Annotated in this window: 26 protein-coding genes; 16 read left to right on the forward strand and 10 right to left on the reverse strand. The window is 67.5% G+C overall.

What is annotated here, in order from left to right:
• Window positions 1-85: 85 nt before the first annotated feature.
• Genes DBO33_RS22755 through DBO33_RS22765 form a run of 3 tightly spaced genes read left to right on the forward strand, consistent with a single transcriptional unit; the run spans window position 86 to window position 2744 of the window.
• A complete protein-coding gene (locus DBO33_RS22755) occupies window positions 86-436 on the forward strand; it encodes a bifunctional 3-phenylpropionate/cinnamic acid dioxygenase ferredoxin subunit (protein ID WP_107656851.1) in 351 nt (116 codons plus the stop codon).
• A gap of 50 nt (window positions 437-486) precedes the next feature.
• A complete protein-coding gene (locus tag DBO33_RS22760) occupies window positions 487-1650 on the forward strand; it encodes an NAD(P)/FAD-dependent oxidoreductase (RefSeq protein ID WP_107660512.1) in 1164 nt (387 codons plus the stop codon).
• Between the two features lie 8 nt (window positions 1651-1658).
• Window positions 1659-2744 carry an S-(hydroxymethyl)mycothiol dehydrogenase gene (locus DBO33_RS22765; RefSeq protein ID WP_107656852.1) on the forward strand — a complete coding sequence of 362 codons (1086 nt, stop codon included), beginning with the start codon at window positions 1659-1661 and terminating at the stop codon, window positions 2742-2744.
• A 15-nt stretch (window positions 2745-2759) separates the two neighbouring features.
• On the opposite strand, the gene DBO33_RS22770 is transcribed toward DBO33_RS22765, so the two are convergent.
• Complete coding sequence (locus DBO33_RS22770) at window positions 2760-3419, reverse strand: TetR/AcrR family transcriptional regulator (RefSeq protein WP_107656853.1); 660 nt, start codon at window positions 3417-3419, stop codon at window positions 2760-2762.
• A 108-nt stretch (window positions 3420-3527) separates the two neighbouring features.
• Here DBO33_RS22770 and DBO33_RS22775 point away from each other — a divergent pair, with 108 nt between their 5' ends.
• The 7 genes from DBO33_RS22775 to DBO33_RS22805 all read left to right on the forward strand — a co-directional run bounded on the left by DBO33_RS22775 (window position 3528) and on the right by DBO33_RS22805 (window position 11069).
• Entirely contained in the window at window positions 3528-3881 is a 354-nt protein-coding gene (locus DBO33_RS22775; protein ID WP_107656854.1) for a hypothetical protein, read from the forward strand.
• Window positions 3882-4164: 283 nt separating this feature from the next.
• The gene (locus DBO33_RS22780) at window positions 4165-5250 is read left to right on the forward strand and encodes an ROK family protein (protein WP_234390989.1); all 1086 of its coding nucleotides are present in this window, start codon (window positions 4165-4167) and stop codon (window positions 5248-5250) included.
• Window positions 5251-5272: 22 nt separating this feature from the next.
• Window positions 5273-6778, forward strand: a complete 1506-nt coding sequence (locus DBO33_RS22785) for a sugar ABC transporter ATP-binding protein (protein ID WP_107656855.1) — start codon at window positions 5273-5275, stop codon at window positions 6776-6778.
• A complete protein-coding gene (locus tag DBO33_RS22790; RefSeq protein WP_234390990.1) occupies window positions 6775-7815 on the forward strand; it encodes an ABC transporter permease in 1041 nt (346 codons plus the stop codon). The genes DBO33_RS22785 and DBO33_RS22790 overlap by 4 nt, the downstream gene beginning before the upstream one ends.
• Before the next feature lie 19 nt (window positions 7816-7834).
• Entirely contained in the window at window positions 7835-8881 is a 1047-nt protein-coding gene (locus tag DBO33_RS22795; RefSeq protein ID WP_107656856.1) for a substrate-binding domain-containing protein, read from the forward strand.
• 14 nt (window positions 8882-8895) lie between these two features.
• On the forward strand, window positions 8896-10059 hold the full coding sequence (locus tag DBO33_RS22800) for a Gfo/Idh/MocA family protein (protein ID WP_107656857.1): 1164 nt from the start codon (window positions 8896-8898) through the stop codon (window positions 10057-10059).
• Window positions 10056-11069, forward strand: a complete 1014-nt coding sequence (locus tag DBO33_RS22805) for a sugar phosphate isomerase/epimerase family protein (RefSeq protein WP_107656858.1) — start codon at window positions 10056-10058, stop codon at window positions 11067-11069. The genes DBO33_RS22800 and DBO33_RS22805 overlap by 4 nt, the downstream gene beginning before the upstream one ends.
• Before the next feature lies 1 nt (window position 11070).
• Here DBO33_RS22805 and DBO33_RS22810 read toward each other — a convergent pair whose 3' ends face one another.
• Complete coding sequence (locus tag DBO33_RS22810) at window positions 11071-11961, reverse strand: hypothetical protein (RefSeq protein ID WP_107660515.1); 891 nt, start codon at window positions 11959-11961, stop codon at window positions 11071-11073.
• Window positions 11962-12213: 252 nt separating this feature from the next.
• Here DBO33_RS22810 and DBO33_RS22815 point away from each other — a divergent pair, with 252 nt between their 5' ends.
• A complete protein-coding gene (locus tag DBO33_RS22815; protein WP_107656859.1) occupies window positions 12214-13677 on the forward strand; it encodes an FAD-dependent oxidoreductase in 1464 nt (487 codons plus the stop codon).
• Between the two features lie 107 nt (window positions 13678-13784).
• On the forward strand, window positions 13785-14906 hold the full coding sequence (locus DBO33_RS22820) for a GGDEF domain-containing protein (protein ID WP_107656860.1): 1122 nt from the start codon (window positions 13785-13787) through the stop codon (window positions 14904-14906).
• 9 nt (window positions 14907-14915) lie between these two features.
• Here the strand turns inward: DBO33_RS22820 and DBO33_RS22825 are convergent, their stop codons facing one another.
• Window positions 14916-15959: an alpha/beta hydrolase gene (locus tag DBO33_RS22825; RefSeq protein ID WP_107656861.1), complete on the reverse strand. Its 1044-nt coding sequence runs from the start codon at window positions 15957-15959 to the stop codon at window positions 14916-14918.
• Window positions 15960-16076: 117 nt separating this feature from the next.
• Complete coding sequence (locus DBO33_RS22830; RefSeq protein ID WP_199856724.1) at window positions 16077-16595, reverse strand: macro domain-containing protein; 519 nt, start codon at window positions 16593-16595, stop codon at window positions 16077-16079.
• 117 nt (window positions 16596-16712) lie between these two features.
• Here DBO33_RS22830 and DBO33_RS22835 point away from each other — a divergent pair, with 117 nt between their 5' ends.
• The gene (locus tag DBO33_RS22835) at window positions 16713-17456 is read left to right on the forward strand and encodes a copper homeostasis protein CutC (RefSeq protein ID WP_159080415.1); all 744 of its coding nucleotides are present in this window, start codon (window positions 16713-16715) and stop codon (window positions 17454-17456) included.
• Between the two features lie 51 nt (window positions 17457-17507).
• On the opposite strand, the gene DBO33_RS22840 is transcribed toward DBO33_RS22835, so the two are convergent.
• The 3 genes from DBO33_RS22840 to DBO33_RS22850 form a co-directional block, all read right to left on the reverse strand.
• Entirely contained in the window at window positions 17508-18416 is a 909-nt protein-coding gene (locus tag DBO33_RS22840; RefSeq protein ID WP_107660518.1) for a cutinase family protein, read from the reverse strand.
• 160 nt (window positions 18417-18576) lie between these two features.
• A complete protein-coding gene (locus DBO33_RS22845; RefSeq protein ID WP_234390991.1) occupies window positions 18577-19626 on the reverse strand; it encodes a fatty acid desaturase family protein in 1050 nt (349 codons plus the stop codon).
• 335 nt (window positions 19627-19961) lie between these two features.
• Entirely contained in the window at window positions 19962-20195 is a 234-nt protein-coding gene (locus DBO33_RS22850; protein ID WP_107656862.1) for a hypothetical protein, read from the reverse strand.
• 18 nt (window positions 20196-20213) lie between these two features.
• On the opposite strand from DBO33_RS22850, the gene DBO33_RS22855 reads away from it, so the two are divergent.
• Window positions 20214-20852: a hypothetical protein gene (locus DBO33_RS22855; protein WP_107656863.1), complete on the forward strand. Its 639-nt coding sequence runs from the start codon at window positions 20214-20216 to the stop codon at window positions 20850-20852.
• A 158-nt stretch (window positions 20853-21010) separates the two neighbouring features.
• On the forward strand, window positions 21011-22453 hold the full coding sequence (locus tag DBO33_RS22860) for a short-chain fatty acid transporter (protein WP_107656864.1): 1443 nt from the start codon (window positions 21011-21013) through the stop codon (window positions 22451-22453).
• Window position 22454: 1 nt separating this feature from the next.
• On the opposite strand, the gene DBO33_RS22865 is transcribed toward DBO33_RS22860, so the two are convergent.
• Together DBO33_RS22865 and DBO33_RS22870 are read right to left on the reverse strand one after the other, a co-directional pair.
• Window positions 22455-23015: a DoxX family protein gene (locus DBO33_RS22865; protein ID WP_107656865.1), complete on the reverse strand. Its 561-nt coding sequence runs from the start codon at window positions 23013-23015 to the stop codon at window positions 22455-22457.
• 30 nt (window positions 23016-23045) lie between these two features.
• Window positions 23046-23804 carry a dioxygenase family protein gene (locus tag DBO33_RS22870; RefSeq protein ID WP_199857006.1) on the reverse strand — a complete coding sequence of 253 codons (759 nt, stop codon included), beginning with the start codon at window positions 23802-23804 and terminating at the stop codon, window positions 23046-23048.
• A 97-nt stretch (window positions 23805-23901) separates the two neighbouring features.
• Here DBO33_RS22870 and DBO33_RS22875 point away from each other — a divergent pair, with 97 nt between their 5' ends.
• Window positions 23902-24354, forward strand: a complete 453-nt coding sequence (locus DBO33_RS22875) for a MarR family winged helix-turn-helix transcriptional regulator (protein ID WP_107656867.1) — start codon at window positions 23902-23904, stop codon at window positions 24352-24354.
• A 48-nt stretch (window positions 24355-24402) separates the two neighbouring features.
• Here the strand turns inward: DBO33_RS22875 and DBO33_RS22880 are convergent, their stop codons facing one another.
• Entirely contained in the window at window positions 24403-25650 is a 1248-nt protein-coding gene (locus DBO33_RS22880) for a glycosyltransferase (protein ID WP_234390992.1), read from the reverse strand.
• Window positions 25651-25653: the final 3 nt, after the last annotated feature.

Below are 25653 nucleotides of genomic sequence, written 5' to 3' on the forward strand. Positions count from 1 at the left end.
TCAGGGGTTGACGGGTGCCGTTCACCGGCGCACACTGTTGCGTATTGCGATATCAGTTGCGCTCTGAGCAACTCTTGGAGGGTTTATGGAATCCCTTGCGAAACAGACAGCGCCCTCCGGGACGGAACTGTTCGTCGCGCGCCTCGCGGACCTGCCCGTCGGTGAAGTCGCCACCGTGCGGCCGGACCACGGCACGCCGATCGCGGTATTCCATACCGAGGAGGGGTTGTTCGCGATCGATGACACCTGCACCCATCAGGATGCGTCCCTCGCCGACGGCTGGGTGGAGAACTGCACGGTCGAATGCCCGTTGCACGAATCGTGTTTCGATCTGCGCACCGGGCGGGTCTCGGGGCCACCGGCCAAGGTCGCGGTGCGTACCTATGCGGTACGGGTGGCCGAGGGCGACATCGTGGTCTCGACAGAGCCGTCATGAGTGCGTTGCGGTCGCGCAACTCGCATGATGCGGCCGAGCGAGGCGAAGTCATGAGCGTGGTCGTCGTCGGTGCTTCGTTGGCCGGGTTCTCGCTGGTACGGGAGCTGCGCACACTTGGCTACGACGGCGGTATCACCGTCGTCGGCGATGAGGTGCATCCGCCGTACGACCGGCCACCCCTGTCGAAGGAGTTCCTGCAGGGCGACGTCGATATCGCCTTGGACGACGGCACCGACGATCCCCGCACCAGCTGGCTGCTCGGCCGTCGCGCAGTCGGAATCACCTCGGCCACAGGCGGTCCCGGCGTCACTCTGGACGATGGCACAGTGGTCGCCGGGCAATCGCTGGTGCTCGCCACCGGGGCCCGCGCTCGATCATTACCGAGCGCACCGGCACTCACCGGTATCCATACGCTGCGCACCGTCGACGACGCGCGCGCGATCCGCGCCTCCTTGCACACCGCACGCACCGCGGTGATCGTCGGCGCGGGCCTGATCGGTTCCGAAATAGCCTCGACCGCAGCCACTCTCGGCGTGCAGGTAACCATCGTAGAACTCGCCACCGACCCACTCGCCGGCGTCCTCGGCCCGCGCCTCGGGGCACTGTGCGCGGATCTGCACGCCGCCAACGGTGTCGGGTTGCGCACCGGCGTCGCCGTGGCCGAATTCGTGGGCGACCACCGCGTCAGCGCGGTCCGGCTGACCGACGGCACGCTGCTCCCCGCCGACGCCGTCATCATCGGAATCGGCGCGATCCCCAACACCGAATGGGCACAGGACTCGCCGCTGCGCATCGACAACGGCTTCGTCACCGACTCCCACTGCCGCACAAAGGTTCCCGACATCTACGCCATCGGCGACTGCGCCCGCGCCTACCACGATGAGCTGGGCGCACTCCATCGTTGCGAGCACTGGTCGAACGCCACCGCTCAGGCCCGGATCGTCGCGGCCACCCTGACCGGCGCACCACCGGCGCCCGTGCCGTCCAACTACTTCTGGTCACGCCAGTACGGCCGAATGATGCAATTCGCGGGCCACCGCCGACCGGACGACGTGCTGCGCTTCGTCGACGGCGACCCGTGCACGCCGTCGTGCACCGCGCTCTACGAACGCGACGGCGTACCGGTCGCCGTCTTCGCCATCGACAACCCGCGCCTGTTCACCAGGTACCGCAAGCAGATCGAGCGGCGGCCCGCGGCCATCGCCACCCCGTAGGAGGATTTGTGCCCGAAACCGTTCGCGGCGTCATCGCCCGCCGCACCGGCGCCCCGGTCGAGCTGGTCGACGTGGTGATCCCTGATCCCGGACCGCACGACGTCGTGGTGCGCGTGCAGTCGTGCGGTGTGTGCCACACCGATCTGCACTACCGCGAGGGCGGCATCAACGACGACTTCCCGTTCCTGCTCGGCCACGAGGCGGCGGGCATCGTGGAGACCGTCGGGGAATCCGTCACCCACGTGACCGTAGGCGACTTCGTCATTCTGAACTGGCGGGCGATCTGCGGCGAATGCCGCGCGTGCCGGCGCGGACGTCCCTGGTACTGCTTCGACACCAGCAACGCCGGCAAGAGCATGACGCTCACCGACGGCACCGAGCTCACCCCGGCCTTGGGCGTCGGCGCGTTCGCCGACAAGACTCTCGTCCACGAAAGACAGTGCACCAAGGTCGATCCCGCCGCCGACCCGGCCGTCGCCGGACTGCTCGGCTGCGGCGTGATGGCGGGCATCGGCGCGGCAACGAACACCGGCAATGTCTCGCGCGGCGACAGCGTGGCGGTGATCGGCTGCGGTGGTGTCGGCGATGCCGTGATCGCCGGGGCTCGTCTGGCCGGAGCGGCCACCATCATCGCCGTCGACCGTGACTCCCGAAAGCTAGCCTGGGCCAAGCAGTTCGGCGCCACCCACGAAATCGACGCGAGCACCGAAGACGTGGTCGAGCGGATCCAGGAACTCACCGGCGGCTTCGGCGCCGATGTCGTGATCGACGCGGTCGGCCGCCCAGAAACCTGGAAGCAGGCCTTCTACGGCCGCGACCTGGCGGGCACCGTCGTGCTGGTCGGCGTGCCGACCCCGGAGATGACCCTCGATATGCCGCTGATCGATCTCTTCTCGCGCGGTGGCGCGTTGAAGTCCTCCTGGTACGGCGACTGCCTGCCCGAGCGTGACTTCCCGATATTGATCGACCTCTACCGCCAGGGCCGACTGCCCCTGGAAAACTTTGTCACCGAACGCATCTCACTCGACGAGGTGGAGAAGGCGTTCGACGCCATGCACCACGGCGATGTGCTGCGTTCGGTCGTGGTGTGGTGACGAGCCCAGCTCCGGTTAACGCGGCGGCACGAGCCCGTTCACTATGGCCGCCAGCCCTTTTCGATGCGTATCACGATGGGTCAGCTCCCCCCACTCGTCGGCGATCGCGGCCAGCGTCGGCAGCTCTTCGGCATCGAGCCGATCCATGGTCGGGTCGACGGCCGACTCGAGCCGCACCTTCCGGCGCTCCCGGTTCACCCGGATGATGAGGTCGCCCACGATGTAGTACCAGATGGTGCGATACACATCGACGGCTTCTTCAGTACTGCACCCGCAGTCGACGGCCGCGGCCACGATCAGCTCGACCATCCCCATCGCCGAGGGCACGAACAGCGGGTCGGAGGTCAATACCTCGATGATCCACGGACGCTCGGCGAGCCCTTCGTACAGGGCGCACGCGACTTCGAGTAGCCGCGCACGCGGGTCATCGGAGAACTCCCGCCGCGGAATATGCCGGGCATGCGACTCCAACAGCAACAGCAGGAGCTCGTCCTTGTCGCGCACGTGGTGATACAGCGCCATCGGCGTGCTACCCAGTTCCTTCGCTAACCGCCGCATCGACAGGCCGTCGGCCCCTTCGGTCCGCAGCAGTCGATCGGCGGCGACGATGATGGCGTCCTGCGACAGACGCGGTGGTCGGCCCACCTTTCCCTTGCGATCCGTTTCTCCGGGCATCGGACCATCTTCCCCCTCGGCGGTCGCCCCTGAAATCAGGGGCGGCCCGTCGCCTGTGCTGAAGTGGGCGCTGCCACCTGGCGGCTCGGATCGGATCGGGAGAACTTGATGGACGTTGTCGGCCCCACGGAAAGCGTCGTGGTCTTCATGATGGGGCCCGACCCCGACGACGGTTTCCTCGCCATGGTGCAGACGCAGGACGACCACGCGGTGCAGCGCGCCTGGCAGAAATTGGCCGCAGAGCACAACATTCGGGCCGAGCAGGTGACCGCCGTGGTCGCGGAATGGCAGCCGTCGGCCGCGGATGCCGCGTTCATCGAGCAGACCTTCGGCGAGGTCGATCTGTCCTACCTGTTCGACCGTCCCGCGGCAGACGGCTGGGCTGCCGCGTTCGCCGCTGCGCGGGCTGCGTTGCAAGCCGAGATCGAGCGCCGCGACGCGGATCCGACCACGATGATGTGATCGGCCAGACGCCCTCGTTCGCAGGCTGATCTTCAGCCACTCAGCACGTTTCGCCCCGCTGGTCTCCGCGCATCGCCTGCTTTGTCCTGTCAGAGAACAAACTTCGCGTCGATCTGTCGAAAGCGCCACCGGAACCGGCCGAAGTGAGGTTGAATTCGCTCAGTTGCAGAGAAAGAAGCATCTGATGCGGATCGCGGCACGACCTGAAAATGCCCACCAGGCCCGGATTTTGCGGTTGCTGCGGGATCGGGGGCCGCAGTCGCGGTCGGAATTGGGTCAGCCGATGGAGCTCTCCCGGTCCAAGCTCGCGGTGGAACTGGATCGGCTGGCTGCGCTCGGCTTGGTCGAAGCCGGTGGGTTGGCGGCCTCCAGCGGCGGCCGACGATCGGCGATCGCCATGCTGGCGTCGGGTTTGCGGTTCGCCGCCATCGATATCGGCGCGACGTCCATCGACGTCGCGGTGACCGACGGGGAACTGCGGGTGCTCGGGCAGCTGTCCGAGCCGTGCGATATCCGGCAGGGACCGGCCGCGGTATTGGAGCGGGCCCTCGATCTGCTCGGCAAACTCCGCGCCGAACCGAGCATGTCCGGGCGGCTGCACGGGGCAGGCGTCGGCGTGCCGGGCCCGGTGAGTTTCCGGGAGGGCATGCCGGTCGCACCGCCGATAATGCCTGGCTGGCACCGCTTTCCGGTGCGCGAGGCCATCGCGCAGGAGCTCGGCTGCCCGGTGCTGGTCGACAACGACGTGAACATCTTGGCGCTCGGCGAGATGCAGGCCGGCTCAGCGCATTCGGTGGCGGATTTCCTGCTCGTCAAGGCGGGCACCGGGATCGGCTGCGGCATCGTGGTCGACGGCGGCATCTACCGGGGTGTCTCCGGCAGCGCGGGCGATATCGGGCACCTGCGGATCACCGACGACGGCCCGGTCTGCGCCTGCGGCAACAGCGGCTGCCTCGAGGCCTACGCCGGCGGCGCCGCATTGGCCAGGGAAGCCACCGCCCGCGCCGCACGGTCACCCTTCCTCACCGAACGCCTAGCCGCCGCGGGCGCGCTCACCGCGACCGACCTGGCTGATGCCGCCGCGGCGGGAGACCCGGTGGCGGTGGCCATGATTCGGGACGCCGGCACCCATCTCGGGACTGCACTGGCCGGGTTGGTCAGCTTCTTCAACCCGGGACTGGTGGTGATCGCGGGCGGACTCACCGGCTTCGGGCATCCGCTGCTGGCGGAGATCCGCAGCGTGGTCTACCGCAGGTCGTCGCCGCTGGCCACCGGCAATCTGCCGATCGTGCTGTCCGAACTCGCCGAGCTCGGTGGAGTGATCGGCGCGGCGCGGCTCATCAGCGATCACATCTTCAGCGTCGCCTGACCACACGGCAAGGAATTCGGCCATGAACACCGTGCTGACCATGCGGGGCATCGTCAAGGACTTCCCCGGCGTGCGCGCCCTCGACCATGTCGACCTCGACGTCCGCGCCGGCGAGGTGCACTGCCTGCTGGGCCAGAACGGCGCGGGCAAGTCCACACTGATCAAAGTGCTTGCCGGAGCGCATCATCCGGATGCGGGGGAACTGCACTGGCTCGGCGCACCGGTGCGGCTGTCCGGTCCCGCCGCCGCCACCCGGCTCGGCATCGCGACGATCTACCAGGAGTTGGATCTGTGCGACGGCCTCGATATCGCCGAGAACATCTTCCTCGGGCACGAACAGGCGCGAGCCGGATTCACCCGCCGCGCGTCGACCGCCCGCGCCGCGACCGCCCTGCTCGAGCGCCTCGGCCACGGGGAGCTGCGGCCGGACACGATGGTCGGCACCCTGCCCGCGGCGGCCAAGCAGGTGGTCAGCATGGCGCGGGCCCTGTCCTACGACGCGCGCCTCATCGTGATGGACGAACCCTCCGCCGCGCTCGGTAACGACGAGGTGAGCAACCTCTTCCGCATCATCGATCAGCTGCGCGCGGAGGGCGTTGCCGTCGTATACATCTCGCATCGGCTGGACGAAATCCGCACCATCGGCGACCGGATCACCGTGCTGAAAGACGGTCGCACCGTCGCGACCGGACTACCCGCCCGCACCACCGGCACCGACCAGGTTGTCGCGCTGATGACCGGCGGCAATGGCGCCGATGCGCTACTCGCGCAACAGCCTTCGCACGCCGAGGATGCCGCCGAGGTGCTCCGGGTGACCGGTCTCGGCCTGGCCGGGCGGTTCCGGGATATCTCGTTCGCAGTGCGCGCGGGCGAAATCGTCGGTCTCGCAGGCTTGGTCGGCTCGGGCCGCTCGGAAGTGCTGGAAACGATCTACGGCGCACGGCCCGCGTCGACGGGCCTGGTCGAGGTCGACGGTCGCCGGGTCCGGCCGGGCAGCACGACCGCGGCGGTGGCCGCCGGGATGGGGCTGGCGCCCGAGGAGCGCAAATCCCAGGGCTTGTTTCTGCTGGAATCGGTGGGGCGCAACATCTCTGCCGCGTCACTGCCGCGCTACTCCCGGCTCGGCTGGTTCGACCGCCGCCGGGAACGAGCGCAGACCGGCGGCGTGCTCGCTCGCGTCGGCGTGCGCCCCGCCGACCCGGACTACCCGGTGCGCGGCCTCTCCGGTGGCAATCAGCAGAAGACGGTACTGGCTCGCTGGCTGCTGGAGGACTGCCGGGTACTGCTGCTCGACGAGCCGACCCGCGGCGTCGATGTCGGCGCCCGCGCCGACGTGTACGCGCAGGTCCGCGGGCTCGCCGAACGGGGTGTCGCGGTGCTGATGGTCTCCAGCGACCTGCCCGAGCTACTCGGGCTGGCCGACCGGGTGCTCGTCCTGCGCGACGGCGAGATCATCCACGCGGCGGCCGCGGCCGAGCTCACCGAGCCGGACATCATCGCCATGATCATGGAAGGGAGTGCGCTGTGACCGAACGCATCCGCAGCACACCCACGGTTCGCACCGAGGCGAAAACACCGGCGGTGGACGGTGATCCGCCGCCCCCGCGCCGACGCAAAACTGGACGCGGCGAACTACGCAAGCATCTGACGCTGATCGTCGCGCTCATCGCACTATTGCTCGTCGGGGCGTTGACCAAGGGCGAGGACTTTCTCAGCACCGGCAATATGATCACCATCCTGACCCTGGCGTCGGTCATCGGCGTGGTGACCGTCGGCATGACGTTCGTGATCATCGGCGGCGGCATCGACCTCTCGGTCGGCGCGATCATCGCGCTGGCCTCGGTCTGGTGCACCACCACCGCCACCCAGTCCTACGGCGTGGCCGGGATGGTGCTGTGCGCGCTGCTCGTCGGCCTCGGCTGCGGCGTGCTGAACGGGGCGCTCATCGCCTACGGCCGATTGGTACCGTTCATCGTCACGCTGGCCATGATGGTGGCCGCGCGCGGGCTGGCCGAGCAGATCTCCGGGCGGCAATCGCAGCTCGTCACCACCGACCTGCTCGCCCTCGCACAGAACCGGGTGCTCGGTATCCCGCTGCTGGTCTACCTGTTCGTCGTGGTGGTCGCGATCGGCTGGATCGTGCTGGAGCGCACCACCTTCGGCCGACGCAGCGCGGCGGTGGGCGGTAATCCGGAGGCGGCCCGGCTGGCGGGGATCGACGTGCGCAGGCACACCCTGCTGCTCTACGCGGCGTCGGGGCTGTGCTGCGGTATCGCCGCCGTCATGCTCACCGCGCAGACCACCACCGGCACCAGCACCAACGGCCAGCTCTACGAGCTGGACGCGATCGCCGCGGTGGTCATCGGCGGGACGCTGCTCAGCGGCGGCTTCGGCACCATCACCGGCTCGATCCTCGGCGTGCTCGTCTTCACCGTGATCGAGGACCTGTTCATCCTCAACAACCTCGAACAACCCATCCAGGCGATCGGCAAGGGCGCCATCATCGTGGCCGTCCTGCTGTTCCAGCGCTTCGGTCGCGCCCGCGCGGTCCCCACCCTCACCTGAACTCTCACCAAGGAACATCATGGGCTCCACACTCTCGCTCCCCCGTCGCGGCATCCTGCTCTCCGGCCTGGCCGCGGGCGCCGGCGTCCTCGCCGCCGCGTGTACCTCGAACGACACCACCGCCAGCACGCAGGTGGCCGGCGGCACCGGCGACAACTCCGCCGCCGGAAAGCAAGTCCGCGTGGGGTTTTCCGCGCCCGCCGCCGATCACGGCTGGACCGCGGCGGTCACCCGCAACGCGCGGGCGCAGGCCGAGAAGTTCGCCGACGTCACGCTGAACGTCACCGAGGGCACCAACGACGTCAGTCGCCAGATCGAGCAGGTGCAGTCGATGATCAACCAGAAGGTCGACGTGCTCGTGGTGCTGCCGTTCGACGGCAATGCCCTTACCGAAGTAGCGAAAAACGCGATGGCCGCCGGGATTCCGGTGATCAACCTGGATCGGGTCTTCGCGTCGGCGCTGGCCTACCGCACCTGGATCGGCGGCGACAACTACGGAATGGGCGTCAACGCAGGCACGTTCATCGTCGGCAAAATGAAGGACGCGGGCATCGCCGATCCGGTGATCGTGGAGATCGCGGGCATCGACAATCTCCAGCTCACCCAGGAACGCAGCCGAGGTTTCCAGGACGCCCTCGCCGCCGCCGGATTCCGCGTCGCGGCACGGCAATCCACCGATTTCACGGCTGCGGGCGGACAGCAGGTCGCCAGCCAGATGCTGCAGGCGACGAAGAAGATCGACGCGATGTGGAACCACGACGACGACCAGGGCATCGGCGTGCTGGGCGCGATCAGGCAGGCCAACCGATCCGGTGAGTTCGTCATGGTCGGCGGCGGTGGCTCGGCCCAGGCCATGCGCGAGATCCAGGCGGGCAACTCGCCGCTGCAGGCCACCGTGCTCTACAGCCCGGCCATGGCCTCGTCGGCGGTCGCGCTGGCCCGGCTGCTCGGGCAGCGCCGGGCGCTCGGTGATCTCGCCGAACACGATGTGCCCGCGAAGATCACCACCTTCTCCGCGGTGGTCACCAAGGACAACGCCGAACAGTACCTAGCGAACGGCTACTGACCGATCGGAGCCAGATGACCTCGACAGACCGCCGCACGCTCGGCATCGGAATGGTCGGCCACGCCTTCATGGGGCGCGCCCATTCGCACGCGTGGCGCAGTGTGGACGCGTTCTTCGACCTGCCGTGGCGGCCCGTGCCCGTCGTGCTCGCGGGGCGCGACGCCGACCGGGCCTCGGTCGCGGCCGCGCGGCTGGGCTGGGCCGGCGCGGTGGGTGACTGGAAACAGTTGCTCGACCGCGACGATGTCGATCTCATCGATATCTGCACGCCCGGCGACAGTCATGCCGAAATCGCCATTGCCGCATTGCAAGCCGGCAAGCACGTGCTGTGTGAGAAGCCGATGGCCAATACCGTGGCCGAGGCGGAGTCGATGGCGGCCGCCGCCGAACAGGCCGCTACCCACGGGGTCCGGTCGATGGTGGGGTTCAGTTATCGGCGGGTGCCCGCGCTGGCGCTGGCCCGAAACCTGGTGGCGCAGGGGCGGATCGGCACCGTCCGGCACGTGCGGGCGCTGTATCTGCAAGATTGGCTCGCCGATCCGGGCGCGCCGCTGACCTGGCGGCTCGATCGGCGGCGCGCCGGGTCGGGGGCGCTCGGCGATATCGGCGCGCACATCATCGACGCCACCCAGTTCGTGACCGGGGAGACGCTGACGGGGGTGTCGGCGCTGCTGGACACGTTCGTCACCGAGCGACCGCTGCCGGGTGGGGTCGGCAGCGGTCCGGTCACGGTGGACGATGCCGCGCTGTTCCTCGGGCGGTTGTCCGGTGGCGGCCTGGCGTCTTTCGAGGCGACCAGGGTGGCCGCCGGGCGCAAGAACTCGCTCCGCCTCGAGCTCAACGGCACCCACGGCAGCCTCGCTTTCGACCTGGAGTCGATGAACGAGTTGTGGTTCCACGACCACACCGAGGAACCGGAGACCGCCGGGTTCCGCCGCATCCTGGTGACCGAACCGCAGCACCCCTACACCGGGGCCTGGTGGCCCGCCGGGCACGGGCTCGGTTACGACCACACCTTCACCAACGAGGTGGCCGACCTGGTCATCGCGATCGCGGCGGGCAAGGATCCGAGCCCCGGCTTCGCCGACGGGCTCGCGGTGCAGCGGGTCTTGGCCGCGGTGGAGGCGAGCGCGGCGGACGACGGGCGCTGGACCGTCATCGGAGGAGGACAACAATGAGACCGATCACGCTGTTCACCGGGCAGTGGGCCGACCTGCCGTTCGAGGAGGTGTGCCGGCTCGCGGCGGAATGGGGCTACGACGGCCTCGAAATCGCTTGCTCGGGTGATCATTTCGAAGTGGACAAGGCGCTCGCCGATCCCGATTACTCGGCACGCAAGCGCAAGACCCTCGAGCGACATGGACTACAGGTTTTCGCCTTGTCCAATCACCTTGTCGGTCAGGCAGTCTGCGATCATCCCATCGATGAGCGGCATCGGGCCATTGTGCCGCAGCGCATCTGGGGCGACGGCGAGCCGGAGGGTGTGCGCAGGCGCGCTGCCGCCGAAATGGCCGATACGGCACGGGCGGCCGCGCAGCTGGGCGTGCGCACGGTCGTCGGCTTCACCGGATCGAGCATCTGGCACACCGTCGCGATGTTCCCGCCCGTGCCACCGGAGACCATCGAACGCGGCTACCAAGACTTCGCGCAGCGCTGGCATCCGATCCTCGATGTGTTCGACGCCGAAGGAGTCCGCTTCGCGCACGAGGTGCATCCCAGCGAGATCGCCTACGACTACTGGACCACCGTGCACACCCTGGCCACCATCGATCACCGCCCCGCCTTCGGCTTGAACTGGGACCCTTCGCATTTCATCTGGCAGGACCTCGACCCGGTCGCCTTCATCCTGGACTTCGCCGACCGCATCTACCACGTGGACTGCAAGGACACCAAGGTCCGCTGCGGCGACGGTCGTCGCGGGCGCCTCTCCTCCCACCTCCCGTGGGCCGACCTGCGCCGCGGCTGGGACTTCGTCTCGACGGGCCGCGGCGATGTGCCGTGGGAGGACTGCTTCCGCGCCCTCAACGCCATCGGCTACACCGGGCCGATCTCCATCGAATGGGAAGACGCGGGCATGGATCGCCTCGCGGGCGCCCCCGAAGCCCTCGCCTTCGTCCGCCACCTCAACGCCATCACTCCACCGAGCGCCTCCTTCGACGCGGCATTCAGATCCGAGCCGAAGAGCTGATCTACACGTCCGCGGTTTCCAGTTGGGACACGTTGCCGAACACCGCGACTGCGACGGCACCGCCGATGGCCAGGACGAAGCCGGCACCGACGAGCCATTCCAGGCCGGGGCGCGCGGTATCGCCGAGGACGAGTACGCCGACGATGCCGGGAATGACGGTCTCGCCGACCACCAGGGCGGCGGTGGCACCGTTCACCGAACCCAGTTGCAGCGCAACGGTGTGCAGGTAGAAGCCGCCGATGCCGGCGATCGCGATGGTCCAGGCGGCGGGGTCGGCGAGCAGGGCCGGAATGTCCAGTGGGTCGATGCCGTGCACGATGCGCACCGCGATCGCCAAGGCGCCGAACAGCATTCCGGCGGCCAAGCCCGCGGCCACCGCGCCCCGGGAGCCGAGGCGGCGCACCACCAGCTGGCTGCCGGCGAACAGCACCACCGAGCCGATCAGGACGCCCCAGTGCATCACGGGGTTGTCGCTGCCGCCGCCTTCGTGGCCCGCGGCGGCCCCTAGTGCGGCGAGGGCGAGGATCACCGTGCAGATCGCCAGCCAGTCGCGCAGGTGCAGGCGGATGCCGAGGAGGAAGATGCCCAGCACCGCGGTGACGATCAGATTCGCGCTCATGATGGTCTGGGAGAGGAACAGCGGGATCAGGCGCGCGGACACCGCGTTGCCCGCGAAACCGACCACGTCGAGCACGCTGCCGACGATGAACCACACCGTCAACGCCGCGGCCACCGTGGCGGCAACGGTCGGTGCGCCGGTCTCGGTGACCTGCCCGCCCACCCCGTGCTCCAGCGCCACCGCAGCCGACCGGCGCGCCGCATACGCCTGCAAGACCGACCCCAACCCGTACCCCACGCAGGCCAGTAATGCGGCGATCAAACCGATCAGCATGCGATCAGTCCCACTGGCGGCACGCTCGTCGTTTTGATCACGATCGACCATAACGTTCGCAGACCAAAGGATCTTCCACCGGCACCGCGTCATCCTGGCGAACCGGACAAATGCCCGAACCATGCACCGGCACAGCGTTCGCATTCGCCGTTCCGGACCGCGCGGAACTGTTTCGCAAGTGGTCCGGCCCGGCACCTCGCGGCCGCATACTCAGGGCACGCGCCTCGCGTTCACCGACCCGTAGGAGTCCCGATGGATCTCGCGGCACCCGTCTGCATTGTCGGTGCGGGCCAGAGTGGGATTCTGACCGCGGCGAAACTGCGCGAACTCGGGTTCGAGAATATCGATATTCTCGAGGCAGGCTCGGAGGTCGGCGGCTACGCGCAGACCGTCGAGGTCGAGGGTGAAATCTATGATTTCCAAGCGCATCTCGTCGCTCAGCAGGACTTCGGTGCGGATATGGCGGGCACTGCGATCCATGAGTTGATGCGCAGGCATCCGGTTCGGACGCAGCCCGAAGCGCTGTACTTCGTCGGCAGATCCGAGTCCGGTAAGCCGCAGCTGGCGGTGCCGCCGCATTTCCCGCCGCTGTTCCGGACCCTCACCCCGGAGCAGGCGGTCGATCAGCTGATCGAGGCCTGGACCATTCTCGAGCAGGCGATCCGGAACAGGACCGCGCCCGGGCCGGCTGGACTGGCGTTCGATCGGATTTCCGGCGAGACGTGGGAGACGTACCGGGCGCGCCATGCGCCGCTGGTCGGCGAGATATTGCAAGGCCTGGCGATCTACGCGAATATGCGTCGCCCGCGCCAGCCCGCCGAGACCATAATCAATATCAATGCGCACATCTGCGGGCACGTCTCGCAGCTGGCGAAGCTGATCCTGTCGCTGTATCCGTCGGAGAAGCAGGCGCTGCTGGCGCGCATGCCGTCGTCATTGGTCGCGCAGATGGGTTCACGCCGGCCGGTCAGCGTGAGCTTTCCGCAGGGGTTCATCAGTTTCCTGCGGCAGGTGCTCGAGGACCATCGGCTCGACGTGGCGCTGAACAGTCGGGTGACCGGCATCGAACCAGTTTCTGCAGAAGGGGTTCGGGTCACCTACGCGGTGGATGGCGAATCGCGCAGCGCGGTCTACTCGCGGGTGGTGGTGACGGCGCGGGCCGCCCAGATTCGAGAGATCGTCCCGGCCGGGGAGATTCACGAGCTGTTCGCTGAACAGAACTGCCCGCGGGCCTGGACGCGCAGCTATCTCATCCGGGTGCCGGAGGAGCTGATCGCCTTTCCGCGGCGACCGGATTCCCCTGAACCCCTGGGGTTCTGGGTGATCGACCCGTACGGCAGCTATACCGACACCGATCCCGAACAGGCCAGGCACCGCATCACCGCGGCCAACAAGCAACACCCCGGTCCGTACTGGGTGTGCTTCAGCAATTCCGACACCTCGATATCGGACGTCCAAGCCTGGTCCCTCGCCAAGGAGAGTCTGTTCCTGTTCCCCGACCCGCAGCTGGTCGCCGAGACCATCGCCGAATGGCCGGCGTACCCGAGCGCGGCCGCGGTCCGTGCGGGCTGGTTCGACCGGATAGCGGACATTCAGGGCAGGCACGGCATCTACTTCGTCGGTGAAATCTTGTCTGGTCCCACCGCCGAGTGCATCAGTTCGTTCATCTGGGACGTGATTCCGCGGTGGTTCGGGCCGCCCGCCAACGACCAGTAGGACGCCTGCCCGGATCTGCCGCTTCCGCAGACCCCGCATTTTCTTTGATACTTTGGGTGGCGAACTTCCAGTTACCGCGCGGTTTGCCAGCGTAAGGCGGTGGATCGGTGACCAACAGTCGAGCGATGGTGCGCGCCTGGTGGCGATACCGGGTCGATTACCGATGGCTGATCGACACGCTCGAATCCCACTCCGCGCTCGGGCCGTTGAAAACCATGCTCGGGTCCGGGGGCATCGTCCTCGGATTGATTACGGTGCTCGCGCTGATGTCGCATGCGGGTCAGACCGGGATCGTCGGCGACGTGCAGGCCATCGTCGTGGTCGGGCTCGCCGGGGTGTGGACGCTGCGCTGGTGGTTGTTGCCGTGGCCGAGCGAGGTGGAGTCGCTGCTGTGGGTCGCCGGGGTAGATCTCGCCATCACCGCCAACAATGTGATGATCCAGGATCGCCTGCTCGGCGCGATGGGGTGCGTGCTGCTGGTGACCACGGGCGGATACATCACGATCTTCCACGGTCCGCAGGTGCTGGCCCTGCACGTCGGCTGGTCGGTCGTCTCGATCGTCGTGCTGGCGGCGATGATGGTCCTGGGCCTGCCGCCGGGCACCGGCCACGGGAAAGGCGATGTCGCGCTCGGCCTGGTGGTCGTGCTCGTCGTGCTCGCGGTGACCGTCGTGGTGCTGCCGGTCGTGCACTTCTGTAGCTGGCTGCTGCGGGTGGACGCGCTGTCGGATCCGCTGACCAGGCTGTTGAACCGGCGCGGTCTCGAATCGCACCTGCCGCGATTCTTCGGGCCGCGCAGCCGCGGCGGCGTCTATGTGGTGACGCTGGACCTCGATCGGTTCAAGTCCGTCAACGACACGTTCGGTCATTCGTTCGGCGACGAGGTGCTCATCCGGACGGCCGACTGTCTACGGGCGGCGGCGCGACCCGACGCCATCGTCGTGCGCACCGGCGGTGAAGAGTTCATGGTCGTCGGCCACCTGCGCGGTGAATGCATCGGTGCCGTCGCCGAGCGGCTGCGCCATGCGGTCGAGTCGATGCCCGGCCTGCCGAGCCCCATCACCGCCAGCGTCGGGGCCGCGGAATTCGAGCCCGTCCGCACCTACGGGCAGCATCCCGCAGCAATACACCGCATCGTCTTCCGCAGTTCGGACGCGGCCATGTATCGGGCGAAGCAATTGGGCGGCAACGCCGTGGTGATCGCCGACCACCACGACGCGCTGGAATAATTCAGTCGGTCACTGCTTTTCCGCAGGCGTATCCAGCTGTTTGGTCAGCCATGCCAGTGACATCGGATAGCGGTAGTCGATGCCGCCGTGTTTGGCGTCGAACAGTTCGAAAGCGATGACGTCCGACGGCACTCCGTTGTCGAGCAGCGCCTGCCGGAATGCCTCGGCGCCGATATCCAGGTACCACTCGTCCTGCGTGCCGCCGTCGATCCAGATCGCCCGCATCGACCGCATGGCCTCGGCGTACTTCGGCACCATGCGGACCGGGTCCCATTCCAGCCAGCGTTGCCAGACCTCGGGTTTCAGCACGCCGGTGCGCGGATCGAACGGCAGCTCCGGTCGTCCGTCCGTGCCCGGCGTGAAGCACGCCGTAACCCCGTACAGCAGAAGCAGATCCTCGTCTTCGGGTTTGGTGAAGGACACCCGCTGCTGAAACTCCGCCCACCACCGATGAATATCGCCGTCGTACGGGCGAAGCTGACGCACCGCATCCGCGAAGCCCGGCAGATAGCAGTACTCGTAGAGTGCGTCACCGGCATGAGTTGCCAACGCGCCGAACAGATCCGGGCGCAGCATCGGCGTGATCATCGCACCGAATCCACCACTGCTCTTCCCCATGATGCCGCGATGATCACTATCGGCGACCGTGCGATAGTGCGCATCGACCCACGGCACGATCTCCTCACACAGATACGAGTGATACGGCCCCGTGCCCACCGAGTCGACGAACTGGCTACCCCCGTAGGCGGTCCACGCATCGACGTACACAACGATGGCGGGCGGCGCCTCCCCCGTCGCGAACACCTCATCGGCGGTTTCGATGAACGGACGTCGGTACGGCATCCGATTCCGCCACATAGAAATATGACCGGTATAGCCCTGAATCACATAGATCGACGGATACCGCCGATCCCCCGCCTCCTCGTAACCCGGTGGCACATATACCCACAACGGCCGCTCATGCGGATCCCGCAACGGATTGTCCCGCAGCAACACACTGTCGAAAACATGCTCATCGAGACGTCCGGCGAGCTCAGCAGACCAAGGCAACATCCCTGCGACGCTAGTCGCGCGCCGCCCCATCCGCCTCCGAATTTTGCGACGACGGCAGGTCCGAACCGCTGATTTGGTTGCGGCACATCGTGATCCGGTGTCCTCGATGTGGTGCTCTTACACCGACAGATCGTCTGTTCGGGTTGCTTCGACAAGCAAGTCATGGGTTTCCTTGTCGAAGGCCACCAGGCGGATCAGGGAAACGGCGGTTCGCGTGGTCCGGATCGTCGCAACGGCGATCCGCGCAGCCGAAGCGGGCGGAAACCCGTAGACCCCGGTGGCCACGGCCGGAAATGCGATGCTCCGGACCTGCAGTTCGTCGGCCACCTGAAGGCAACGCCGATAGCACGACGCCAAAGTCTCGGCCTCACCGTAGGCCCCGCCATCCCATACCGGCCCAACGGTGTGGATCACGTACTTGACCGGTGGCTCGAGGTCGAACGCCGGTGTCGCCATCGCGTCGCCCGGCATGCATGGTGCGATCGCAGCACCTGCCTCGGCCAGTCGGGGCCCGGCCGCTTGGTGAACCGCCCAGTCGACACCGCCACCGCCCAGCAGCGATTCGTTCGCCGCGGTGACTATGGCATCTACGATCTGGTCGGTGATGTCGCCGAGTACTACCTCTATCAGGGTCACGTCCCCATCGTGGCACCGGTCGACGCTCGGCCGCGCGTGTGCAGATCAGCGGCATGCACCGCGCCCACCACGCCGGCACCTATCGGCTTGGTGCCTCTTGCGGGGATACTCGCTCGAGTGCGGATAGAGATCAGTGTCGAGACGATCGATGGGGTGCGGGTTGCTGCGGAGGCGGGGGCGGATCGGGTCGAGTTGTGTGCTGGGCTTTCTGATGGGGGGTTGACGCCGAGTGTGGCGTTGATCGAGCGTGCGGTGGCCTCGGGAATCTCAGTGCACGTGCTTATTCGGCCGCGGCCGGGCGACTTTCACTACTCAGCTGAGGAAGTTTCGGTGATGGTCGGGGATATTGCGGCGGCTCGGGCGGCCGGAGCGGAGGGGGTCGTGGTCGGGGCGCTCGATTCGTCGGGTGCGCTCGATCCGGCGTGTGCGGTGTTCGTGGACGCGGCGGAGGGCTTGGAGGTCACGTTGCATCGGGCGATCGATGTCAGTGCTTCTTCGCAGCGGGCGTTGGACGACGCGATCGGGTTCGGCTTCACCCGGGTGCTGACTTCGGGGCGGCAGCGCTCCGTGCTGGATGGGGCGCCGTTGATCAAAGAGCTGGTGCGACAGGGGTTCGGGGCTATCGAGGTGATGGCGTGCGGTGGTGTGCGCGCGGCCAATGCCGTTCAGGTGATCGAGGCTACCGGTGTCGCGGACCTGCACGCTGCTGTTCGCATGCCGGTACCCGGAGCCACGAATGGCGCGGTGTCGTTCGCGGGAGCCGGTGTGCCCCAAGGCTTCGATCGTTTCGAGACCGACCCCGACGAGGTCGCCGCACTGTGCGCGGTCATCCGTGACCGGAACCGGTTGCCTGCCAAGTAGTTCGGGCACCGCGAGAAACCGGTCCGGTGACAACACCGGACCGGTCCGAACTCACCTGCGGGTCGCCTCGATCAACCGCTGCCGCAACCAGCTCAGCGGCGTGGCTCCCCCGCCGATGGCGTAACCGGGGTAGCTCTGGTGGATACCGGACTTCAGGAAGTCGTCGACCTGCCGCTTGCGCTCTTCGTAAGCCGAATTGTTGAGCTGGTCCGCCAGCAGCCCGAGTCCGCCCGCAGCGAGTGCGTCGGCGATAAGTGCGTTCGCCTGCTGCTGATAGATGTCGAACATGGCCGGGTTCGGGTTCGACATCTGCGCGAAGAGGCCGGCGAAGCGGGCGGCGAAGTCGCCGTCGGGGGTGGCGCAGTACAAATCGCCTGGGGCACAGAAGGTGTAGGTCTGCGGGCTGAGCCAGCCGAAGCCGCCGAGACGCGGACCACCGGCACCGGCGCCCGCGACGGGCGGGCCGATCAGGGTGTCGGTGGGCGAACGGCGCGGATCGGAGACGAGTCCGACCAGCTCGACGCGGTTGGGCGGCACGACGCCGAGCCCGGTGCCGATCTCCGCGGCGACGTCACCGGCGGCGTCCGCACCCTGGCTGTAGCCGAGCAGCGCGAATCGCGTGTTGTCACAACGCTGTGCCATCGCGCCGAGCAAGCCCCGCGCACCCTTGACGGCTTCCTGCTTGGAGCGACCGTAGACGTCACCTTCCCACGGGAACGCGGTCGCCGGGTACGCGACGTAATCGGTGAGGACATTGCCGGGCAGGTTGTCGGCGGCCGCGGCGAGGATTCCCTTGCCGGGCTCGGCATTCGAGGTCTCCCAGGTACCGGGGATCGCCACGACATACAGGTCAGGGCAGTCCTGCGGGGCGGCGTGCGCGGTCGACGCGACGCCGACCGGTAGTGCGGCCGTGACCATCGCTGCCGCGCATGCGGCGGTGTGCTTCCATCGCGAAACCATCGTGTACTCCGTGTTCACTGCCGGGTGGGTGCCCGGTCGGCGATGGCGCTCTGTGTCCGCTCGAGCGCCGATGACTGTCTTTCTTCAGGTGGTCATGTCGTCGGGAACGTCCCCGTACCTGGGAACAGTGTCCCCAGAAAGTCCGTCTGACGCCAGCGGTTCAAAGACTACGTTGCCCGTCGGCGAATCGGCCTGCCGTATTCAGATGCCGCAGCGCCTGCGCGTAGGAGTCGAGCAGGCTGGTCTGGCAGTACGGCAAGCCGAGTTCGGCGCAGAATTCGATGACCATCGGCTGGGCCCGGCGCAAATTGGGCCGGGGCATGGACGGGAAGAGGTGGTGTTCGATCTGGTAGTTCAGTCCGCCCAGCGCGGTATCGACGAACGCGCTGCCGCGAACATTCCGGGAGGTCAGCACCTGGCGGCGCAGGAAGTCGGTGGCATCGTCTTCGCTCAGCATTGCCATGCCTTTGTGGTTGGGTGCAAACGTGCAGCCCATGTAAAGACCGAACAGGCCCTGCTGCACCAGGATGAACGCCACCGCTTTGCCCGGCGACAGCACCAGGAACGCCGCGGCGAGGAACCCAGCGAAGTGCGCCGCGAGCAATACGCCCTCCCACACGCGATGCGGGATCGGCCAGCGGAACACCGCCCGGACGCTCGAAAAGTGCAGGCTGCCCGCCTCCAGCAGGAGCAGCGGGAAGAACAGCCAAGCCTGGTAGCGGAAGATCAGGCGCCGGAGGCCTTTACCGGTGCGGGCGCGGTCACCGGAGTGCGCCAGGATCCCCGTCACGTCGGGGTCGGACCCCTCGGTATTGGGATGTGCGTGGTGCCGGTTGTGATTACTGGTCCACCAGCCGATGCTCAACCCGGTGGCGAGATTGCCTGCGATCAGGCCGAACACGTAGTTGCCGCGCCGTCCGGCGAAGATCTGCCGGTGCCCGGCATCATGTCCGAGAAAGGCGAGCTGAGCGAACACCGCCGCGAGGAACACCGCGACGGCCAGCTGCCACCACGAGTCGCCGAGGAGAAAGAACGCCGTCCACCCGGCGACGAACGCACCGGCGGTGATCGCGCTCTTCCAGGCGTAGTACCGGACCTGCCGGTCGAGCAGTGCCGCCTGGCGGATCCGGCGCATCAGCACCGCGTACTCGCTGCCACGCACCGACGGCAGCGGTGGCAAGACCTGCGTGGTCGACGGCGGCGCAGCCACGACCGCACTCGACGCGGCAGCGAATCCCGGCGCCGGGCCGGTTGAAGTTCCTGTGACCACGGGCGCCTACGCATCCTGCTAGCAGTGGTGTTCCTTGGGCACTAACTGTCGTCTACGAAGCAGCGCCCATCGACAGCGGGCCTCCGCAAACAGCTTGTCCGCCGCCACCACACGATCGTCCGGGCAGACCACCACCAGGTGAACGCAGGTACGGATCGGCGACACATCTGCGTGACAACTCTGGACGCGTGCGGCGGACGGGTCAGCGGCCACCGCAGGCTTCCCCCCAACTATCGGATTACCTGGTGCCGCCCGCCGCTGCGAATTGTGTTGGATCAGCGCCGAAACAAACGACGGAGCCGACCGCGGATACCGGTGGCGTCCGGCGATGCCTCGGAGGCGGTCTCGGCTTCCTGCACCGCCGTCGCCTGCGCGAACCGCACATGCAGCTGCTCGCGAACCTGCTCCGGCGTGTAGGCGCGGCGCCTGCGCTCGGCGCGCACCACCACCACTCCGGTGGCGACCACACCGGCCGCACCCGCCAATCCCACTGCCTTCCACCACCTCATGGCACATAGGCTACGTCCATGACGGGTTCGGCCATCACACTCGACCGTGCACTAGAGCTCACCAGAACCGGCGACATCTGGTTGTTCCGCGGACATTCCGCGGCTGACCGGGCGATCCGGATGACGACGAACAGTCCGGTGAATCATGTCGGCATGTCGGTCGTGCTCGACGATCTGCCTGCCTTGATCTGGCATGCCGAACTCGGCCGATCGTTGCCGGACATGTGGTCGGGCAACGAGCACCGCGGCGTCCAGCTGCACAATCTGCGCGACGCGGTGCTGGTGTGGGCGAATCGTTATGGCCAGCAGGCGTGGCTGCGCCAGCTGAATCAGCCGGCCACCCGCGAGATGGAAGACAGTGTGCTGCGCACCATCGCCCGGCTCGACGGCACGCCGTTTCCCTCTACCGCCGGTCTCGCCGGACGCTGGTTGCGCGGCCGGGTGAGCATTCCGCGTCGCAAGCGGCGTCAGGCGGTGGCCCGCGAGCTGGAGAACGCGTACTGCGCGGAGATCGTGGCGACGACGTACCAGGCGATGGCACTGCTGCCGTCGGATCGCAGCCCCAATTGGTATGACCCCGGCCGCTTTTGGAGCGGCGACCGGCTGCGGCTGACGGGTGGCTATGAATTGGGCGACGAAATCGCCGTCCAGACCTGAAAAGCCAGTCCACTGGCGGTTTCTGCACTTTTGCAGACGATGCCTGCGCAATTCCCCCTTGTCTGTGCATCGGGTGCCATCAATACTGTCCAACCGAGCCTGTGTGCGGTGCGTCACATTCGCACGAGGCGGCGTGTGGAAAGTAGAGGAACACCCGAATGACGTCCACGATCGAAGAAGAAGCCAGCTCCGAAAAGGGCCTAGCGCGAGTCGCGCAATCGCTCGCGAAGTGGACGGAGAAGTGGTTCCCGGACGCCTATGTCTTCGCGCTGTTAGGCGTTGTCGTAGTCGCCGTCGCCGCGCTGGCCAACGGCTCGTCACCGAAGACCGTGGTGAACGCCTTCGGTGACGGCTTCTGGGACCTCACCGCTTTCACCTTGCAGATGGCCATGGTGGTGCTCACCGGCTACGTCGTCGCCACGTCTCCACCGGTGGCCCGGCTGATCGAACGGCTCGCCACAGTGCCGCAGACCGCAAGCAGCGCAGTAGGTTTCGTGGCGTTCCTGGCCATGTCGGTATCCCTGCTGAACTGGGGACTCAGTTTGGTGTTCGGCGGTCTGCTCGCCCGCGCCATCGCCCGCCGGACCGATCTGCGCGTCGACTATCGCGCTCTCGGCGCGGCGGCGTTCATGGGGTTGGGTGCCGTGTGGGCACTGGGCCTGTCGTCCTCGGCCGCCCAACTTCAGGCCACCGCAACGTCGTTGCCGCCCGCTCTGCTGAAGATCACCGGCGTGCTCGACCTGGGCACCACGATCTTCACCTGGCAGTCCATGTTGATGTGCGTGATCATCATGGCGATGACCGTGGTGATCGCGCACGTGTCGGCGCCGAAGGGCGCGGCCATCAAGACCGCTGAGGAACTGGAAGTCGATCTCGACGACCAGCCCGCGGAAGCGACACCGCGCAGTAGGCCCGGCGAATGGCTCGAATACAGCCGCATCCTGCCGCTCCTGCTCGGCGCGCTGACGTTGGGATGGCTTGTCTCCCAGTTCTTTTCCAAGCCGGCACTCACGGTGGTCAGCAGCCTGAACGGCTATCTGCTGGTCTTCCTCATGCTCGGCTTGGTACTGCACGGCACGCCGCGCAACTTCCTGCAGGCCGTCTCCCTCGCCGTGCCGGCAACGGCGGGCATTCTCGTCCAGTTCCCGCTGTACGCCGCGATGGCCGCTGTCCTCACCAAGGCGAAAGGCCGCGGCGGGCACACCGTCTCCGAGCACCTCGCGGAGTTCTTCACCAGCATCGGCGGCGGCGGCAGCTTCGCCATCGTGATCGCCGTCTACACCATCGCGCTCGGCTTCTTCGTCCCGTCAGGCGGCGGAAAATGGCTGGTCGAAGCGCCTTACGTGATGCAGTCGGCGACCGACGTGCAGATGAACCTCGGCTGGACGGTGCAGATCTACAACGTGGCCGAGGCGCTGCCCACCCTGATCAACCCGTTCTTCATGCTGCCGTTGCTGGCCGTCTTGAAGCTGCGGGCGCGCGACCTCGTCGGATTCACGTTCCTGCAGTTCATGTTCCACCTACCGGTGGTGCTGCTGCTCGTATGGTTGCTCGGGATGACGTTCGACTACGTCCCGCCGATCATCCCCGGTAAACCCTGAGTCAGTTGCGCACCAGCAGCACGGCACCGGCGGCCAGCAGCGCGAGCACGATCGCGGCCAGGCCGTAGACCAAACGGTGCGAGCGCACTACGGGCAGGAAGCGGTCGACGGCGTATCGTCCGGGACCGGTGAGGGTCAGTGCGGCGGCGGCCGCGGCCAGGATCAGCTCGTACTCGATGCCCTTGGGGGCGAAGAAGGCTCCCGTGCCCTTCACCGCAAGGGCATTGAGCATGGTGCCGACGATGGCCGCGCCCGCGAGCGGGGTGAGCAGGCCGACCACCAGCGCCAGACCGCCGAAGGTCTCGGTGACACCTGCGACCAAGGCCATCGTCTCACCGGCTGGATATCCCTTGCTGGTGAAGAACTTTCCGGTCCCGTCCAGGCCGCCACCGCCGAACATGCCGAACAGCTTCTGCGCGCCGTGCGCGGCCATGGTCAGCCCGACCGCGATGCGCAGCAGGAGCAGTCCGGCGTCGTAGGCATGCGGCGTCGCGCCATAACCCGACGCCTGCTCGAGGCCGGCAGTCGAGGTGGACGGCGAAGCTGTTGCGGTGGAACTCATTCGAGGTGCCTTTCGGTGGGTTACAGGGGGTCAGCCGAATTGGAGTGAACGTTTGGCCAGGCCGCGCCAGAAACCGTCGATGACGCTGCGCTGCGTGCCCAGCTCGGCGGACGCGGCGCCGAGCGAAACGAACAGCGGGGCAAAGTGTTCGGTGCGTGGATGGGCCAACTGCGCTGCGGGAGCCTTGTGTTCGAAGTCGAGCAGCTCGTCGAGGTCCGCGGCGGCCAGCGCGCGCCGGCCCCATTCGTCGAACTCCGTCATCACCGGATGCACCGAGCCGTCCAGGCTCAGCGCGCGCAGGTTGTGCGTGAAGAAGCCGCTGCCGACGATCAGCACGCCCTGATCGCGCAGCGGGGCGAGTTTGCGGCCGATCGCCAGCAGGCCCGCCGGGTCCAGCGTCGGCATCGACATCTGCAGCACCGGCACGTCGGCTTCCGGGTACATCTCGACCAGGGGGACATAGGCACCGTGGTCGAGGCCGCGGTCCGGTGCGTCGTGCACGGACAGGCCGGGCCCGCGCAGTAGTTTGCGCACGTCAGCTGCGAGTTCGGGCGCGCCGGGGGCCGGATAGGTCACCTCGTAGTAGTGGCGCGGGAAGCCGCCGAAGTCGTAGATCAACGGAACCGTGCTGGTCGCGCCGAGGGTCAGCGGTGCGTCCTCCCAGTGCGCCGAGATCATCAGCACCGCTTCGGGTTTCGGCAAATCCGCCGACCACGCGGCCAGCTGGCCCGGCCAGATCGGGTCGTCGGCCAGCGGCGGCGCACCGTGCGACAGGTAGAGCACCGGCATCCGCATCGTCTCGCCATCCTTCCAGGTAGTTCAAATTTGAACTTCTAGGCCGATGGTAGATTATTGTTCGAATTTGAACAACCATGAGAGGTGGGCGATGACGGAGCCGCGCTGGCTCGACGACGAAGAAATGCGGGCCTGGACGGCGTTCCTCGCCGCCACGGCGCTGCTGAACCGACGGATCGAACAGCAGCTCAAGGACGACGCGCACCTGTCCCACACCCAGTACGAGGTGCTAGTCCGACTGTCCCAGGCCCCCGGCCACCAACTGCGGATGACCGAGCTCTCCGCAGCCCTCTTCACCTCCAAGAGCGGCCTCACCTACCAGATCGACCAACTCGCCAAGGCAGGCTTCGTCCGCCGCGCCCCCTCCCCCGACGACCCCCGCGGCATCGTCGCCACCCTCACCCCGGCCGGCCGCCGCAAACTCGAAGCCGCCGCCCCCGGCCACGTCGCACTGGTCCGCGAACTACTGATCGACGTCCTGACCCCCGCGCAACGCAAAGCGATCGCCGATGGGCTCGGCGAGGCCGCCCGCAGGCTCAGTTGACGTCAGACGTCGTCCCGAACTAGGGCGTACACCAACTGAAGTGGTCGATCAGGTCCGGCCGGCGGTGGGCCGGTGCGGCGCGGTGCGTGCTTCGGTATAGACCGCGACGATGTCGGCGAGGTGGCGGGATTGGCGGGGTTCGTCGGCGTGTGGCCCGAGTGCCTCGCGCATTGTGTGCAGCTGGGTGCGGTCTCGGGCGAGGTCTTGCAGGATGGTGGCGATGGCCGACACTGAGGGGTCGGGGGCGCGGACTCCGCCTGCGGCGGGGATGGTTTCGGAGAGTTCGGGGTCGCAGTAGACGATCGGCAGGCCCATTGCCACTGCCTCCAGCAGCACCATGCCCTGGGTGTCGCAGTCGGAGGTGAGTAGGAGCACGTCGTGGGTGCGCATCGCCGTGAGGCAGTCGGCTTGATCGACTTCACCGTGCAGGTGGACGCGGTGACCGAGGTTCGCCTCGGTGATCGCCGTGCGGGCGCGGTCGGTGAGGGGGCCGCTGCCGTAGATGTCGAGGGTGCATTCGTCGACCTGGCGGGCCACGTCGATTGCTTCGAGTGGGCGCTTCTCCATGGACAGGCGACCACACCACAGGGCACGCAGTGGGGCGTCCGGGGTCGGCGGTGGGGTGCTTGCCGTGCGGATACGGTCGAGCAGGACGTCATCGATCCCGTTGGACACCACGTGAATCGGCCGGTCCACACCGCGGGCGGCGAGGCGGCGGGCGAAGTGATGGGTCGGCACGGTTACCCGATCGGCCGCCTGGGCTTGTGCGATCAGTGGACGCCACGCGAGCCGGGCGATGCGGCCGTCGCCGGGATAGGTCGGTGGCTTGCGCGAGTGCACGAAGGCTCCGTGTAGCCAGCGCATTGTCAGCGCCGCCAGATACGGTGCGGGGGAATACTTTTCGATCACCGTGTCGTCGCGGCTCTGCATGGTCTGCACGATCGGGATGCCGTGTCTGCGGGCGGCGCGTGCGCCCAGGATCCCGCAGCCGTAGGTCGTCAGGGCGTGCACCACATCGATCGGGCCGCGCTCGGCGAACGCGGCATCGATCGCGCGGCGGTTGGCGCGGGTCGGCAGCACCAGCGGCAGCCCGTTCGACATCGAGAACGGCACGGCCTGGAGCACCACGGTGTCGGCCTCGGGCGGCACCGATCCCGGTGCGGGAGCGCAGAATACGGTCACCCGGTGACCGAGGCCGCGCAGACCGTCGCACAGCGACCGCATGGCGGTCTGCACGCCGCCGAGCGTGGCCGGGTGGAAGTCGGTGAAGATCGCGACGTGCAGGGAATCGCTCACGGG

Source organism: Nocardia suismassiliense, assembly GCF_900269665.1.
In the GTDB taxonomy this organism is placed as follows: Bacteria; Actinomycetota; Actinomycetes; order Mycobacteriales; family Mycobacteriaceae; genus Nocardia; species Nocardia suismassiliense.